Raw genomic sequence first — 13879 nt, 5'->3', positions numbered from 1 at the left:
TCTCCTGCTCCCTGAGCCGGCGGTTCAGATCTCGCCGCTCAGTAGGTCGTAGTTGCGCCGCCTCCGGCCGGCGTCCACGGTCGCGTCGACGCGTTGTCGCCGCCGGTAGTGATCGAGCTCGTTGGTCAGCCGGTTCCAGTGCCGGTCGGTGGCGGTCCCCGCGGCGCCCGGCCGGGTGACGTCGACCATCCGGTAGTCGTTGATCCACACGGTGTCGGCGCGCAGCCGCTCGGCGACACCGGCCGCGCGCCGGGGGTCGCCGGACCACACCGCCGCGCTCAGCCCGTACCGGGTGCCGTTGGCGACCGCCACGGCCTCGTCGTCGGACCGCACCCGGATGACCGAGAGCACCGGGCCGAAGATCTCCTCCTGCGCGGCGGCGCTGTCCGGCGCGACGTCGGCGAGCACGGCCGGGCGGACGTACGCGGCGGCGTCCAGCCCGGCGGGCAGGGCGCCGGGGGCGTCGCCGCCGCAGCGCAGCGCGGCGCCCGCGGCCACCGCGGCCTGGACGTGCCGGCGCACGGTGCGGGCCTGCTGGCGGGTGATCAGCGGGCCGAGGTCGGTGGCCGGGTCGAGGGGGTCGCCGAGGCGCAGCAGCGGGGCGCGCTTGGCGATCAGGGCGACGAGTTCGTCGTACACCCGGTCGGCCGCGATGAGCCGCGCGGCGGCCATGCAGATCTGGCCGTTGTGGAAGAAGCAGCCCCACAGCGCGCCGGAGGCGGCGAGGTCGAGGTCGGCGTCGTCGAGCACGACGTTGGCCGACTTGCCGCCGAGGTCGAGCCGGACCGCGCCCGCCGCCGCGGCCCGCACCTGCTCCCCCACGCCGTCGGAGCCGGTCAGCGTCACGAGGTCGACCTCGGGGCTCCTGGCCAGTTCGTCGCCGACGGCGGCGCCGGGGCCGGTCACGACGTTGAGCACGCCCGGGGGCAGGCCGGCCTCGTGGGCGAGGCGGCCGAGCTCCAGCGAGGTGAGCGAGGTGAAGGAGGCGGGCTTGAGCACGCACGCGTTGCCGGCGGCGATGGCGGGGGCGACGCGGGAGGCGGCCAGCAGCAGCGGGAAGTTCCACGGGGTGATCGCGGCGACGACGCCGACCGGCCGCCAGTGCAGGTACTCGGGCGCCGGGCCGGGCGGTTCGCGGGTGCCCAGCGACTCCGCCCACCAGGCGCACCATTCGAACGCGGCGGCGGCCCCGGCGACGTCGACGCGGGTCGCCTTGCGGATGGTGCTGCCGGTGTCGCGCACCTCCAGCTCGGCGAGCCGGGCGGACTCGGCGGCGAGGCGGCCGGCGACGCGGCGCAGCACGGCGGCGCGTTCCCGCGCCGGCAGCCGGGGCCACGGCCCGTCGTCGAAGGCGGCGCGGGCGGCGCGCACGGCGGCCCGGACGTCGGGTGACGTCGCCCGGGGCACGTCGGCGAGGCGCGCGCCGGTGGCCGGTTCGTAGGAGGCGAAGGTCTCGCCCTCGGCGGCCGGAACGGGCCGGCCGCCGATCCACATGGGGAATGGTGCGGTGTCAGCCATGCCGCCGCCTCAGAGCCGGTCGTACGCCCGCAGGGTCTTCAGTGCGCGGACCGTGACCCAGCCGCGCCATTCCGGCTCGGTCACCGGGGTCCAGATCTGCCAGTCGAAGGTCCAGCCGCCGTCGTCCTTCTGCGCGGCGGCGAGCGCGTCGAGGTGCTTTTCGATGACGTCGTCGCCGAACAGCCGCCGTGCGATGGTGTCAGGACGGGGCGCGAAATCGAGTGGTCTGTGCACTTCGCCCTCGGCGTCCGGATCGAATTCCACGACCTGGAGAATCAGTTTTCCGACCCGCTCGAACACGGCCTCGGCCCGATCCCGGTCCGGGACATAATCCAGAAATGGGATGAACGACCGGGCTTCGTACGGCCAGGTGCCGGTGAGGCGTTCCAGTTCCCGCCAGCAGAACTCGGTCGCGGGCTCGGTCCAGGAATGCCGGATTCCGTTCTTATACAGGATGCCCACGACATTCGCGGTCGCCACCAGGGTGCCCGGCGGGTCGTCCTCGGTCCGCCACCACGGCCCGTGCGGGTAGCGCCGGGACGACGGCAGGACGAAGGGGACGCCGCCGTCGGGCCGGGTGATGGAGGCGAGGTAGTCCAGCGCCTTCGGCACGGCGGGGTCGCCGGTCGCGCCGAGCTCGTCGAGCATCTGCAGCGCGAGGCTGGTCGGCTCGGGCTGGCTCCCCGGGCCGCGCAGGTCGGGTTCGAGCGCGTTGCCGAACCCGCCGTCGGAATTCTGGTAGGCGCGCACCGCGGCGACGGGCAGCTCGCGGCCGCCCCCGCGGAAAAGGTGCTCGAAACGCAGCCGGTCGACCAGCCGGGCGTTACGCCACAAGAACTCTTCGGCTCTTTCGAGAATATCCGCGTCCGCCACGTCGGAAACCCTTTCTTCGGCCGGACGTACTTCGCATATTGGGGCACCTAGCGGTAGCCTAGGTGAGGGCACCGACTATATACAGGAGCGACTTGACGAAGTAGGTGACTCGACTGTGAAACCGGGCGGATTTCGGTGGGGCGCTTTCCTGCCACACGGGGTGAACCAGGAGTTCTCCGGATGGGATCCCGCGGCGGCCTGGCGGCGCATGACCGAGGTCGGCGAGCTCGCCGAGCGCCTCGGGTACGACGAGCTGTGGGTGCGGGACTGCGTGGACACCCAGCCGCGGCGGTCGCCGGAGCCGGTCTTCGACTCCTGGATCGCGGCGACGGCGCTGGCCGGGGTGACCGCCCGGGCGCGGATCGGCGTCCAGGTGCCGTGCGCGCCGTACCACCACCCGGGGGCGCTGGCCAAGCGGGCGGCGACGCTGGACGTGGCGAGCGGCGGCCGGGTCGTGCTGGAGCTCGGCACCGGGAGCCACCCGAGCGGGTACGAGTCGTACGGGTGGGCGACGCCCGCGCCGGCCGAGCGGCCGGCCGTCCTGGACGAGCAGGTGGAGGCGCTGCGCCTGCTGTGGAGCGAGCCCGCCGTGACGTACACGGGCGACCACTGGCGGCTCAAGGACGCCCACTGCGCTCCCCGGCCGGTCCAGGCGCCGCCGCTGCGGCTGCAGGCCGGCCGGATCGAGGGCGACGTCGAGCTCGCCGCGCGCCGCGCCGACCAGGTCGTGTGGCAGGGCAGCCCGGCGGAGGTGGCCGCGGGCCGGGCGCGGCTGCGTGAGGCGTGCGATCGAGCGGGCCGCGACCCGTCCGGCATCGCCGAGGTCGTGCACATCGAGTGTCACCTCTTCCCCGACACCATCGCGCGGGACCGCTGGCTGGGCAGCCCGTTCGTGATCGCCTTCTGGAGCGCCCACCCCGACAACTACTGCGAGCGCAACCTCGTCGGCACGGTGCCGGCGGTGGCCAGGCAGGTGCAGCGGTACGTGGACACCGGGATCACCGAGATGGCGGTGTCCTTCCGCGACTACCCCGAGACGGCCAGCCTGGAGGCGTTCAAGACCGAGGTCGTCCCGCTCGTCGCGCCCGCCGCCGCGCCCGCCCCCGCCTAGCGGGCCGCGTCAGCCGCCTTCCGGCGACCCGGTGGGGCGGGTCGCCAGAAGACGCAGGAGGGCCTTGGCGGCCAGGGTGTAGCCGTGGGCGCCGAAGCCGGCGATCACGCCCGCGGAGAGCGCGGCGGTGATCGACTCGTGGCGGAAGGACTCCCGGGCCCAGACGTTCGACAGGTGTACCTCGATCCACGGCGCGGGGAAGCTCTCCAGCGCGTCGCGCAGCCCCCATCCGGCGATCATGAGCGCGCCGGGGTTCACGATCGCGCCTGCCACGTGGTAGTGGTCCTGGACCGCGCCGATCAGCTCGCCCTCGCCGTCGCGCTGGACGCCGGCCAGCTTGTACTCCGGCGCGATCTCGGCGGCCACCGCGCGCTCGATGTCGGCCAGCGTGTCGGTGCCGTAGACGTGCACCTGCCTGCGGCCGAGTATGCCGAGGTTCGGGCCGTTGAGCAGCAGGATCTCAGGCATCGCCGGTCACCGCCGCCGCCACCACGTCCGACGGGCGCGCGCACACCAGGCCGGGCCGCTCGGCGAGCAGCGCCTCCGGACCCTGGCCGTCCCCGCCCCACAGCGCGGCCACGGCGAGCACCGACGCCGCCCGCGCGCTGCGCATGTCGGCCGGGGCGTCGCCCACGTACATCGCCTGCCCCGGCGGCACGCCCAGCTTGTCCAGGCACGCCTGCACGATGTCGGGCGCGGGCTTCGGCCGGGACACCTCGTCGCTGCCGATCACCACGTCCAGCAGGGGCGACAGGCCGACCGCCTCCAGCAGCGCCCGCGCCCGCCAGCCGTGCTTGCCCGTGGCCACGCCGGTCACCAGCCCGGCGTCCCGCAGCGACGCCAGCATCTCGGGGACGCCGTCGTACACCCGCACCCGCCCGGTCAGCCGCCGGCTGGCCTCGATGAACGGCTCCTCCATCTCCGGCGGCAGGCCCATCATGCGCATGATGTCGGGGAAGTACAGCCCCAGATGGCGGCTGTACTCCTCGAACGGCGGCGCGCCGGGCCCCACGACCTCGGCGTAGGCGGCCGAGAACGCCTCGCGCATCACGGCGAAGCTGTCCACCAGAACGCCGTCGAGGTCGAACACGACGGCGTGGAAATCCCTCTGGGCGGCGCCCATCACACTACCTCCGTTGGCAGAGACAGGGCCGCCCACAGTCCGTCGTGGACGGCCACCCGGGTGAACCGGTCGGTCAGCCGGCAGAACAGCGCGCCCGGCGACCGCGACGCCGGCCACTCGGCCGCGGGCAGCCCCGCCCACGCGCACATGGCCGCGACCATCAGCGGGTCCACCGGCACCCAGGTCCCGTCGACCTCGAACTCCGCCCAGCAGTGCGGCGTCGAGTACGGCTTGGAGACCAGCAGCCCGAAGGAGAACCGCACCGGCATCCCCCGCCGCCGTCCCTCGGCCACCAGGTACTTGGCCACCCCGCCGCAGTCGGCGAGGCCCGTCCTGCGCAGGAAGCCCAGGTCCCAGCGGATCGCCTCCGGCAGCAGGAAGAACCGCACCGGCCGCACCTCGGCCATCAGCTCCAGCGCCGCGGGCGGCGGTTCCGGCCAGTCCGCGCGCACCCGCACGTCCAGCGACATCACCGGCGCCGTCGGGTCGGGGCCCGCCACGCACTCCCGCCGCGTCCCGCCGGGCGCCAGCACCTGGTACCGGCACGGCCCCCGGTGTCCCGGCACCGGGCACCCCGGGACGAAGTGGACGCGCCGCGCCGGGCTGCCCTCGCCGCCGAGGCGCAGTGCGCTGGCCCAGGCGCGCATGGCCCGCCGCCGCACCGACATCAGCCCCAGATGGAGCGCGATGTTGCTGAGGTCGTGGTCGTCGAACAGCCGGACCGGACCGCATTCCACGTGCGGCAGGCCGAGCGTCACCAGGCGGTCCAGCAGCGGCGCGTCGAGGCGGTGCAGCGTCCTGGCCGCCTCGGCGGGCAGCGAGAACCGGCGGACCTGGTCCGGCACCCGCCGCACCAGGTCCACCAGCTCGGCCAGCCGGTCGGTGGCGACGTCCCCCGCCGCCAGGGCGTCAGTCGCCGGCACGGTAGTCGTGGTACAGCGCGGCGGGGCTGAGCGCGCGCAGGTCGACGTCGTCGGGCAGGTCCATGCCGAGCTCCAGCTCCAGCGCGATCGACAGCTCCATCAGCCGGGAGGAGTCCACGTCGAGCTGCTCGCCGAGCGGCAGGTCCTGGTCCAGCGCCGTGCCCGCCCTGCCGACCGATCTGGTCAGATAGTCCGCGAACTGCGCCGCGGACATGCCCTCCGGCATCGTCCCTCGCTCTTCACTCGATGTAGCCCAGTTCCTGCAGCCGCGCCGCGAGCTGCTCCTCCTCCTCGCGGCTGTAGGCCTCGGGCCCCGCCGCCTCCTCCGCCGTCTCGGCGGCCCGGTCGTCGTGTTCCGGTTCCACGGCTCCTCCTCGCTACGGCTCTCTACGGCTCACAAGGGCTCACAAGGGCTCATAGGGGCCACAAGGGCTCAGTACGGCTCGAAGTCCGCCAGGGCCGGGATGACCTCCTCGGCGAACCTCCGCATCGACCCCGACAGCTCGCGCCAGTCGAGCGACCCGAAGTTGAACTCGCCCAGCAGCGTGTTGAAGCAGCCCTCCTGAGCGGCCCTGCGGATCTGGTCGGCCACGGTCGCGGGCGACCCGGCGAAGACCAGGTTGTGCTCCATCAGGAAGTTCATGTCGCCCGCGTGCCGCAGGATGTCGTCGGTGCTGAGCGCGGCCCGCCGGCCGTACCCGCCGCCGATCGGCTCGGAGGTGTTGCGCCCGTACCCGAGCACCTTGGTCAGGGTGTGGATGACGTGCGGCGCCGCGCGCTCCACCGCCTCCTCGTCGTCGTCGGCGACGTGGACCAGCGTCCAGTAGCCGATGTCGGGCTTGCCGGGGTGCCCGGCCTCCTGCCACCAGCGCACGTAGTGCCGGTAGACCAGGCCGAGCGCGGAGCGGGGCACGATCATCGTGGAGGAGGTGTGCGCGCCGATCCGGGCGAGGTAGCGCAGCATGTTGCGGTCGCGGGTGGGGATCCACAGCGGCGGGTGCGGGCGCTGCACCGGGCCGAAGGACAGGGTGAGGTCGTGGTAGCTGTGCGCGGCCCCCTCGAAGGAGAACGGCCCGTCGGCGGCCAGCGCGACCCGGATCAGCTCCAGGCACTCCTGGGTCAGCTCGCGCCGCCGGTCGAAGTCCGCGCCGTAGGGGTCGAAGAACGACCGCATCAGCCCGGAGGTGAGCCCGACGTCGAGCCGCCCGCCGGTCACGTGGTCGAGCGCGGCGATCTCCTCCACGACCCGGATGGGGTTGTAGAGGGGCGGGATGTAGCCCATCGGCCCGAGCCTGATCCGCTCGGTGCGCAGCGCGGCGCCGGTGCAGAAGATCGTCGGGGAGGGCATCCAGCTCTCCTCCGGCGAGAAATGGTGCTCGACGGAGAAGGCGTAGTCGAAGCCGAGCCGGTCGGCGAGCTCCACTTCGTTCCAGAGCGTTTCGTACCGCTGCCCGGCGGTCAGTCCAGAACCGCCCCATACGTGCGTGAAATATCCGAACTTCATGATGGCTCCGGTATTTTCGTTTTATGCCTCAACGAGTCGCTCTGATCGGGCTGGACTGCGGTACTCCTCAGCTCGCCTTCGACCGGTTCGCCGCCGACATGCCGACGCTGACCCGGCTGCGGCGGGACGCGGCGTGGGGACCGATGCGCAGTGTCGTGCCACCGATCACGGTGCCGGCCTGGGCCTGCATGATGTCCGGCCGCACCCCCGGTGAGCTGGGCGTCTACGGCTTCCGCGACCGGCGCGACCACGACTACGGGTCGCTGGCCTTCGCCTCGTCGGACAAGTTCACCCTGCCGCGACTGTGGGACGCGCTGTCGGCCGAGCGCCGCCGCAGCGTCGTCATCGGCATGCCGGGCACGTACCCTCCCGCTCCCATTCACGGCGAAATGGTGTCGTGTTTCATGGCGCCCTCGACCGACGCCGACTTCACGTTTCCCCGCGAGCTTCGTAACGAAGTACAACGCATTACCGGCGGATATCACCTCGACGTCAACGACTTCCGGTCGCCCGATCTGGAGCGCATCTCGCAGCAGATCTTCGACATGTCCGAGCAGCGGTTCGCGCTCGCCGGGCACATGGCCCGCACCCGCGACTGGGACCTCTTCGCCTTCGTCGACATGGGGCCGGACCGGCTGCACCACGGCTTCTGGCGGTACTGCGACCCCGAGCATCCCCGGTACGAGCCGGGCAACCGCTGGGAGCACGTCTTCCGCGACTACTACCGGGCCCTGGACCGGCACCTGGCGGCGTTCCTGGAGACGCTGCCGGACGACACCGCGGTGCTGGTCGTTTCCGACCACGGCGGGCAGCCGATGGTCGGCGGGTTCTGCGTCAACGAGTGGCTGCGGCGGCAAGGCCTGCTGGTGCTCGCCGAGGAGCCGTCCGGGCCGACGCGGATGGCCGACGCCAAGGTCGACTGGTCGCGCACCACGGCCTGGGCCGAGGGCGGCTACTACGGCCGGATCTTCCTCAACGTGGCCGGCCGCGAGCCGCAGGGCACGGTGCCCGCGCGCGAGCTGGACGCGACGCTCGACCAGATCGCCGCGGCGATCGAGGCGATCCCCGGCCCGGACGGCCTGCCCATGGGCAACCGGGCGATGCGGCCCGCCGACGTGTACCCCGAGGTCAACGCGATCCCGCCGGACCTGATCGTCTACTTCGGCGACCTGCGCTGGCGGGCGCTCGCCACGCTCGGGCTCGGCCGCGGCCTGTACTCGCCCGACAACGACACAGGACCCGACCACGCCAACCACGCCGAGCAGGGCATCTTCGTCCTGTCCGGCGCCGGCCGCACCCCCGGCCGCAGGGAGGGCCTGTCGCTGTACGACGTGGCGCCCACCCTGCAGGACCTGCTGGGGCTGCCGCGCCTGGCCGGGCAGCGCGGCACGGTCGTCGGGTAGGCGGGTCACCATACGGCGCTCGCGCCCTCGGTGCTGTAGCTGCGGGGCGCGCCGCCGGGCCGTACGGGCGGCAGCGTGGAGCTGATCTCGGCGACGTTGCAGCCGAGCCGATGCAGCGCCTTGCCGACCCTGAGCTGCTGGCTCTTGATCTGGTTGATCCGCTGCCGGAAGTAGTGGCCGACGTCCTCCACGTCGCGGCGCTGCTTGTCGGCGTCCAGCCGGTCGTTCAGCACGGCGTCCAGGTTGCGCATGAAGAACTCGAAGTTGAACTGCCCGCACTCCTGCCGCACGCCGTGCACCCAGTCCTTGAACTCCTGGATGACCTCCTTCGCGCCCGGCACCGGGTGGAACCGCCGGTAGAGCCGCGAGATGAACGTCTGCACGACGACGTTGAACGTCTCGAACTCGAACACCGAGGACTGCTCGGTGATGACGCCGTGCCGGTGGTAGTCGTCGTTGTTGTACAGCGACGCGTAGTGCTTGGCGAGCCGTTCCACGCGCGGGTCGGCGAAGTGGTAGCCGTAGGGGTCCAGGGTGTCCCAGTACCCGTCGGCGAGCAGGCCCTCGGCCTCGATCTTGCGCAGGATCGCGGTGCCCGGGTAGATCTCCAGCCGCTCGGTCATCCGGCGCAGGTTGTGCCCGGCGTTCCTGCGCAGGAACTCGGCGTTCTGCACCAGCGTCTCGGCCGTGGCGTACGGGTGGAACGGGATGTAGCCCATCGCCAGGTAGACGCCGTGCTCGCGGAGCAGCCGGATGATCGTGGCGTTGTCCTCCACGGTCGCCCGCTTCTCCCACAGCTCCAGCTCCGACGGCACGCCGGACTCGATGCCGACGTTGACCTTCTCCAGGCCCGAGCGCACCAGCAGGTCGAGCAGCTCGTTGTCGTCGTCGCTCCAGTTCTCGGCGCGCATGCAGACGTTGTAGTAGATGTCCAGGCCGCGCTCGAGGATGCCGCCCGCGATGGCGGCGACCCGCTTCTTGCCGACGCGGCCGCCGTCGGGGTCCTCGAACGTCGAGTCGATGAAGTCGTAGGTGCGGAACCGGTACCGCTTCACCAGCTCCTCGACCTCGTCCACCACCAGCTCGGGGTCGCGGGCCCGCCACGGCTTGCCCGGCTGGGCGCGGTTCTTCAGGTGCGGCGCCGAGCAGAACGTGCAGTGCGCGACGCAGCCGCGGCTGGTGCTGACCCGCACGTACTCCAGCTTGTTGCCGTGCTGTTCGAGCTGGTCGCGGGCCGGGAACGGCAGCACGTTGAGGTCGTGCAGCACCGGACGCGGCGGGTTCTGCCGCAGCTCGCCGTCCGGCAGCCGCAGGCCGATCCCCGGGCAGCCGGTCAGCGGCTCGTCCAGGTAGAGCTTCTGGACCAGGTCGAGGATGACCGGCTCGCCCTCGCCCACCGCGACGACGTCGACGTGCGGGTTGTTGCGCAGCACGTCCAGCCCGGCGAAGGTGCCCGCGGGCCCGCCGCAGGCGATCACCGTGTCGGGCAGCCGCTCGCGGATCAGCCGGGAGACCCGCAGGCAGCTCGCCACGTTCAGGCTCATCAGCGTGAAGCAGACCAGCCGCGGCGCGTACTCGGCGAGGGCGTCGACCGCCGCCTTCTCCTCGCCGTGCACGACCTCGCGGATCTCCGCGGTGACGCCGACCTTGCGCAGCACGCTCGCCATGTAGGCCACGCCGAGGTGCTCCGGCGACATGACCAGGTCGCCGTCCAGCAGGATCAGGAAGCTGACCCGGAACGACGCCGGGTCGGTGATCCGCGGGTCGATCGCGATCTCGAACGTGCCCGGCTTGCGCGTCACCATGGTGATCGGCAGCGTGGTGGTCATCCCCTACCTCCAACGGGAACCGCGGCCGGCACGCCGAGGCGGCCGAGCAGGACCGGCGCGACGTCCTCCATGTCCATGGGGTCAGGCAGCGCCGCGTCGCCGCCGCGCAGGTAGAACACGGCGTTGCCGCGGGTGTGGGTGCCGGTGAACACGTCCGGGCGCACCACGGCGTCCGCGCCGAACGCGCCGCGGAGCTGGACCCCGGGCGCCGGCATGACGACCAGGTCGGGCGCCAGGTCCAGTAGCGGCCCCCGGTAGACCTCCTCGCGCCGGTACACCCGCTCGACGACGGGCCGGCCCTCCCAGCGCAGGCTCGTCAGCTCGACGGCCAGTTCCTCGGCGAAGGCGTCGCCGAGGCCGGCGCGCCCGCGCGGGAAGCGGCCGGGCCGGTTCAGGTACAGCCGGGCCGGGTCGAGCGCGAACACCGAGGTCCGCTCGTCCACCTCTGCCAGCGCCGGCGTGTCCTCGCGCGCGGCGAGGTGGCCCTTCTCGCGCAGCCAGGCGTTGACGTGGAACTGGCAGTCCGCGGGGCCGAAGCCGTGGTCGCTCACCAGGGCGATCCCGTCGTCCTCCTCGCACCGCTCGACCAGCCGCGCGAGGCACGCGTCGACCTGGGCGTACACGCCGAGCACCGCCTCGTGCAGCGGGCTCGCCTCGTCGGTCACGTGCCGCCACAGGAAGTGCTGCAGCCGGTCGGTCTCGGTGATCACGGCGATCGCGAGGTCCCACGGCTCGGTGTCGAGCAGGTACTCGAAGCTCAGCGCGCGGGCGGCGAGCGCGGCGCTCACCCGGCCGATGAACGCCCGCGGGTCCGCCGCCACGTCGCCGACCTCGACGTCGAGCCGGTATCCGCGCAGGCGCAGCGGTTCCAGCAGCCGGGCCGGGCGGACCGCGCGGTCGAACGACGGCGCGACGAAGCCCGACACCACGACGCCGCCGGTCTCCGGCGCGGGGTAGGTGCCGGGGACGTTGAGGCACAGCGTCCTGCGCCCGGCGGCCTGCTCCCACAGCGGCGGCGCGCGCAGGTGCGTGACGTTCGGGAAGTAGGTCTGGTAGCCGCCGGGCAGCAGGTCGACGAACCCGTAGACGCCGTGCCGCGCGGGGTTGGCGCCGGTCAGGAACGACGCCCAGGACGTCGAGCTGACCTCGGGCACCGGCGCCCGCAGCTCCACGCTGCGGCCCTCGGCCAGCAGCCGCCGCGCGGCCGGCATGATCCCGGCGCCGGCGAGCCCGTGCAGCAGGTCGAGCGGCATGCCGTCCAGGCCGACGACCAGCATCCGGCCGGTCATGCCGGTGTCCCGACGCGACCCGCGGCCCGGTCGGGCACGGCGGAGTGGACACCGACGACGAGGGGGTGGCAGCCGCCGAACCGGTTGGGGAACCGGTCGTTCGGCTTGGTCAGGCCCAGCGTGAGGAAGGTGTCCGCGCCGCGCAGCGACGCCAGGAGCCCGGCCCGGTACTCCGGGTCGAGGCGGCCGTCGTGAACGTGCGGCCACACCCGCGCGCCGAACGCGATCTCCGGCACGATCCAGTCGTACTCCGCGCCCGCGCCGTCGCGGAACCGGCAGCGCAGGAACGCGCGCCCTCCGGTCGCCCGCCGGACCGTGACGTCGAGCACCTCCGCCCGGATCAGCCCGAGCGTCCGCCGGGCGCCCCCGACCGCGGCCTCGGCGTCGGGCGCGCACAGCCGCTCCAGCAGCGCCGGCCGCTCCTCGGGCGGGACGTACGACGCCGGGTCGAGCACGGGCGTCCCGCGCACCGCCCGGTCCTCCGGGCGCGCGCCGGGTTCCGGCGACGGCCCGAGCGGGACCTCGGTGCGGCGCCAGTACCGGAACGGCGGGTCGGACGCGGTCACCTGGGCGGTGGTCACGGGCTCCGGCCTGATCCACTCGCCGGCCTCGGTGACCGCGCCGACGCACGCCTCGTGGTCGTCCACCTTGGTGATCGCCAGCGGCAGCAGCCTCATCGCAGGTCCTCCAGCGGCGTTCCCGCGAAGCCGGCGGGCACCTCGCGCCCGGCGTAGCAGGCCACCGCCGCGGCCACGTCCACCGGCGTGGCGACGTCCTCGGCCCGGCCCGGGCGCACGCCGGCGCCCGCCGCGGCCCAGTACGAGCGGCGCCGGTGCCAGGCACTCTGCCAGTGCCGGTGCACGTGCGACGCCCAGCCGGGGTCGCCCAGCGGCAGGTACCGCCAGTCGGCGGGTTCGAGGATGAGGTCGGGCGCCTCCTCCAGGGCCCCGCCCCGGTAGACGTCCTCGCGGCGCAGCACGGCGGCCAGGTACGGCAGCCCGGTGCGCGGGTTGACGGCCTCCAGCAGCGCCCGCGCGGCGTCGTCGCGGGCCCGCTCGTAGTCCTCGGGGGCGACCGTGCCGGAGCGGTAGCGGCCGCGCAGGTTGACGTTCACCCCGTGCGTGCCCTGGACCGCCTCGAACGCGGTGGTCTTCTCCCAGGCGGCGGCGCCGTGCTCGTCCCTACCGAACAGCCCGGCGCTCTCCAGCACGTCGTTCATCGAGCAGTACGCCCGCAGCGGCCCGAAGCCGATCTCGGAGAAGGCGACCAGCGTGGTGCGGTCGTCGAGGCGGTCCAGGAACTCGCCGAGCACGTCGTCCGCGGTGCGGTAGGCCGCGAACACCGCGCTCGCGGCCTCGTGCTCCGGCCCGAGCTCCAGCTCCTGCCAGAAGATGTGCGAGCAGCGGTCGATCGCGGTGAGGTTCACCAGCGTGATGTCGGCGCCCTCGTCGAACAGCGTCAGCGCCGCCTGCCCGCGCCGTACGTCGGCCTCCAGCAGCCGGGGCAGCAGCTCGGCGCGCGGCTGGCCCGACCACCAGATCGACACGTCGTGCACCGGCTTGATGCCGCGCTCGGCGAGGCTGCGGTGCAGGTTCGGCGGATAGCAGGCGTGCAGCGTGGTCTGCATCGGGTAGGTGATCAGCGACCCGGGCATCGGGGCGGGCGGGTGGGTGCCGAAGATCCCGACGCAGGCGAAGCGCAGGCCGACGAGCTCGGACTGCTGCCACAGCAGCGGGTGCCGGTGGCGCTCGGCGGTGAGCACCCTCGGCTGGTGGTCGGGGTCGTGGGCCGACCAGTACGAGTAGAAGCCGTGGTCGCCGGGGCGGCGCCCGGTCAGCAGCGACACCAGGCCCGGCGGCTCGTACGGCACCCCGTCCGCGTCGAGCGGCCCGGACCGGCCGGAGCGGAACAGCCGGGCGAAGTTGGGCAGGGCGCCGGTGTCGCTCCACCGGGTCAGCAGCTCGGGGGTCGCGCCTTCGGTGATGACGACGACGACGCGGCGGGGGGTGCCGGGGGGAGAGGCCACGGTCTCACACCGACTGGGCCACGCGGGCCTCGACGTAGGAGGCGAGGGTGTTCAGGTCGTTGATCAGGTCGACCGAGAGGTCCTCGTCGGCGATCTGGATGCCGAACTCGCTCTCCACCCAGATCAGGTACTCCAGCGTGTTGATCGAATCGAGCCCCAGCTCCTGCACGAGGTCGGTGTCGGGGATGTCGTCGGCGTCCCGGGCCAGCTCCAGCGACTCGACGAGGATCTTCCGCAGCTTTGCCTTGGTGTCTTCCATCAGGTGTCCTTCGCGTCGAGG

The 13879-nt window shown here is 73.1% G+C and carries 15 protein-coding genes; 2 read left to right on the top strand and 13 right to left on the bottom strand.

The annotated features are described in order from the left end of the window. Positions 1 to 24: 24 nt before the first annotated feature. Both BJ981_RS20785 and BJ981_RS20780 read right to left on the bottom strand, forming a co-directional pair. Complete coding sequence (locus BJ981_RS20785; RefSeq protein ID WP_184612962.1) at positions 25 to 1518, bottom strand: aldehyde dehydrogenase family protein; 1494 nt, start codon at positions 1516 to 1518, stop codon at positions 25 to 27. A gap of 9 nt (positions 1519 to 1527) precedes the next feature. Next, entirely contained in the window at positions 1528 to 2391 is an 864-nt protein-coding gene (locus BJ981_RS20780; RefSeq protein ID WP_184612961.1) for a hypothetical protein, read from the bottom strand. 160 nt (positions 2392 to 2551) lie between these two features. Here BJ981_RS20780 and BJ981_RS20775 point away from each other — a divergent pair, with 160 nt between their 5' ends. After that, positions 2552 to 3502, top strand: coding sequence for an LLM class flavin-dependent oxidoreductase (locus BJ981_RS20775; protein ID WP_184612960.1), 951 nt, complete (start codon positions 2552 to 2554; stop codon positions 3500 to 3502). 9 nt (positions 3503 to 3511) lie between these two features. On the opposite strand, the gene BJ981_RS20770 is transcribed toward BJ981_RS20775, so the two are convergent. From BJ981_RS20770 to BJ981_RS20750, 6 genes are all read right to left on the bottom strand, one after another. After that, on the bottom strand, positions 3512 to 3970 hold the full coding sequence (locus BJ981_RS20770) for a type II 3-dehydroquinate dehydratase (protein ID WP_184612959.1): 459 nt from the start codon (positions 3968 to 3970) through the stop codon (positions 3512 to 3514). After that, a complete protein-coding gene (locus tag BJ981_RS20765; protein ID WP_184612958.1) occupies positions 3963 to 4625 on the bottom strand; it encodes an HAD-IA family hydrolase in 663 nt (220 codons plus the stop codon). Before BJ981_RS20765 ends, BJ981_RS20770 begins: the two co-directional genes overlap by 8 nt. Then, positions 4625 to 5548, bottom strand: coding sequence for a transglutaminase-like domain-containing protein (locus tag BJ981_RS39255; protein ID WP_184612957.1), 924 nt, complete (start codon positions 5546 to 5548; stop codon positions 4625 to 4627). Before BJ981_RS39255 ends, BJ981_RS20765 begins: the two co-directional genes overlap by 1 nt. After that, entirely contained in the window at positions 5535 to 5774 is a 240-nt protein-coding gene (locus BJ981_RS20755) for a hypothetical protein (RefSeq protein WP_184612956.1), read from the bottom strand. Before BJ981_RS20755 ends, BJ981_RS39255 begins: the two co-directional genes overlap by 14 nt. A gap of 13 nt (positions 5775 to 5787) precedes the next feature. Next, on the bottom strand, positions 5788 to 5913 hold the full coding sequence (locus tag BJ981_RS38310; RefSeq protein WP_260324664.1) for a hypothetical protein: 126 nt from the start codon (positions 5911 to 5913) through the stop codon (positions 5788 to 5790). A gap of 68 nt (positions 5914 to 5981) precedes the next feature. After that, positions 5982 to 7052: an LLM class flavin-dependent oxidoreductase gene (locus BJ981_RS20750; RefSeq protein WP_184612955.1), complete on the bottom strand. Its 1071-nt coding sequence runs from the start codon at positions 7050 to 7052 to the stop codon at positions 5982 to 5984. A 23-nt stretch (positions 7053 to 7075) separates the two neighbouring features. Between BJ981_RS20750 and BJ981_RS20745 the strand changes: the two genes are divergently transcribed. Beyond that, on the top strand, positions 7076 to 8455 hold the full coding sequence (locus BJ981_RS20745; protein ID WP_184612954.1) for an alkaline phosphatase family protein: 1380 nt from the start codon (positions 7076 to 7078) through the stop codon (positions 8453 to 8455). Between the two features lie 5 nt (positions 8456 to 8460). Here the strand turns inward: BJ981_RS20745 and BJ981_RS20740 are convergent, their stop codons facing one another. Genes BJ981_RS20740 through BJ981_RS20720 form a run of 5 tightly spaced genes read right to left on the bottom strand, consistent with a single transcriptional unit; the run spans position 8461 to position 13858 of the window. Next, positions 8461 to 10284: a B12-binding domain-containing radical SAM protein gene (locus BJ981_RS20740; RefSeq protein ID WP_184612953.1), complete on the bottom strand. Its 1824-nt coding sequence runs from the start codon at positions 10282 to 10284 to the stop codon at positions 8461 to 8463. Continuing rightward, positions 10281 to 11573 (bottom strand): alkaline phosphatase family protein, encoded by a 1293-nt coding sequence (locus BJ981_RS20735; RefSeq protein ID WP_184612952.1) that lies wholly within the window; start codon positions 11571 to 11573, stop codon positions 10281 to 10283. The genes BJ981_RS20740 and BJ981_RS20735 overlap by 4 nt, the downstream gene beginning before the upstream one ends. Beyond that, a complete protein-coding gene (locus BJ981_RS20730) occupies positions 11570 to 12250 on the bottom strand; it encodes a hypothetical protein (RefSeq protein WP_184612951.1) in 681 nt (226 codons plus the stop codon). The genes BJ981_RS20735 and BJ981_RS20730 overlap by 4 nt, the downstream gene beginning before the upstream one ends. Continuing rightward, entirely contained in the window at positions 12247 to 13599 is a 1353-nt protein-coding gene (locus BJ981_RS20725) for an alkaline phosphatase family protein (protein WP_184612950.1), read from the bottom strand. Before BJ981_RS20725 ends, BJ981_RS20730 begins: the two co-directional genes overlap by 4 nt. 4 nt (positions 13600 to 13603) lie before the next feature. Then, positions 13604 to 13858 (bottom strand): acyl carrier protein, encoded by a 255-nt coding sequence (locus tag BJ981_RS20720; RefSeq protein WP_184612949.1) that lies wholly within the window; start codon positions 13856 to 13858, stop codon positions 13604 to 13606. Positions 13859 to 13879: the final 21 nt, after the last annotated feature.

It is taken from the genome of Sphaerisporangium krabiense, assembly GCF_014200435.1.
In the GTDB taxonomy this organism is placed as follows: domain Bacteria; phylum Actinomycetota; class Actinomycetes; order Streptosporangiales; family Streptosporangiaceae; genus Sphaerisporangium; species Sphaerisporangium krabiense.
The sequence above is the reverse complement of the archived record's forward strand: the minus strand, read 5'-3'. Positions and strand labels throughout refer to the sequence as shown.